This window comes from Neglectibacter sp. X4, from assembly GCF_009917365.1.
Lineage (GTDB): Bacteria > Bacillota > Clostridia > Oscillospirales > Acutalibacteraceae > Acutalibacter.
The window spans coordinates 1-1,332 of sequence record NZ_QWLE01000151.1; the positions used below are offsets into that span (position 1 = coordinate 1).

The window sequence follows — 1,332 nt, forward strand, 5'->3', positions numbered from 1 at the left end:
CATTCCGTTACATCATTCGTATCGCTCCCCTCGGAAATAGGAAAATCTAGTGCAATTCGTTTTCCCATTTTATATGAGCTACTTAAAATAATGTAATGTCTAATCATACCGTTCCACCTCCTTCATTGTAATCATTTTCCCATTCAGTATAGCCCTGTTTGTATGTCTTGTGTAATTCAATATTCTTGCTTTCATCAGACGCATTCCAGATCTGCAACTCCCATGGAAGTTCGAAATTACTTTCACTAAAATACACATGCACTGCTTTGTAACCATTTTTACTTGCATTAAGACATTTCAATTCCGGAAAAGTTTCATTAATATGATCAATTATAGTATCAAATTCTATATCATTACTTAGTATAATTCTGATACCATATAAATCATTCAAGCACTTCTTGATTGCTACTTTTCCCCTCAAGTCACCTACGAGGTAAATTTTTATTTTCTGCACTATCGAATTATAAGTCTTTACTCTCGTATTAATTCTGCAATTACATGCATGTAAATTTTCGAGAGCACAAAACAACTCTGTTAACTTTAGTATGTTAATATTTAGTAACGACCTATATTGAAAGATTCCAGCTAACAAATTATCATTATTAATTAAATCGGTAATTTGTTTTTTCTTGTAATTCACTTTTTCTTTTCTTATTTGTTCCCATATACCTGCAAATATTTTATGATATTCGCATATAATCCGAATTATCTGATCGACAATATCCATATAATCATAACTCGCTTTTTTTGTTTTGAATAAAACTTTCCATTTATATTATATCACATTTGTCAACCCGCTACATATGGTATATTACCACAAATTCATGTACCTGATGCACACTCATCACCTTTTTTCAAAAATAAAAAAGTCTTGCGAAATCTGCCGGGAGAGCCTATCTGCCATTATCTTATTTGTGTTTTTCTCAGTACTTAGTGAGCGCTCCCCTCTTAGCACTTATAAAAAGATACAATATACCTAAAATCTAAAAGAAAGGTATGTTATATCATGGAACTGAATTTCAAAAAAATCGGAGAAAAAATCAAAAAAGCAAGAAAAGAAAAAGGTTTAACACAGGAAAAGCTGGCTGAGTTGACACATCTTTCCGTCACCCACATCAGCGCTATCGAAACTGCCCGCTCCAGTTTCAGCGTCTCCACACTAGTTGATATCGCTACAGCCCTGGAAACATCCACCGACTGGCTTTTGTTCAACGGGCAAGAAATAAGTTGCTGCATCGAACATCAAATAAACCGTGTGCTTTTCGATTGCAGTGAAAAAGAAGTGCTGATGCTTTTAATGCTCATGGAGAGCAATAAGGCTGCCATACGGAA

Annotated in this window: 2 protein-coding genes; one reads left to right on the plus strand and one right to left on the minus strand. The window is 34.2% G+C overall.

Features of this window, described 5'->3' with window-relative positions; genetic code table 11:
- Positions 1–103: 103 nt before the first annotated feature.
- On the minus strand, positions 104–727 hold the full coding sequence (locus D1841_RS17300) for a hypothetical protein (protein ID WP_160201838.1): 624 nt from the start codon (positions 725–727) through the stop codon (positions 104–106).
- A gap of 279 nt (positions 728–1,006) precedes the next feature.
- Between D1841_RS17300 and D1841_RS17305 the strand changes: the two genes are divergently transcribed.
- Positions 1,007–1,332, plus strand: a 326-nt coding sequence (locus D1841_RS17305) for a helix-turn-helix domain-containing protein (protein WP_166554316.1), incomplete at its 3' end; no start/stop codon positions are given.

Bases quoted from the DNA above. Each gene is read 5' to 3' on its own strand.
- D1841_RS17300 (WP_160201838.1), bottom strand. From the start codon at position 727: ATGGATATTGTCGATCAGATAATTCGGATTATATGCGAATATCATAAA.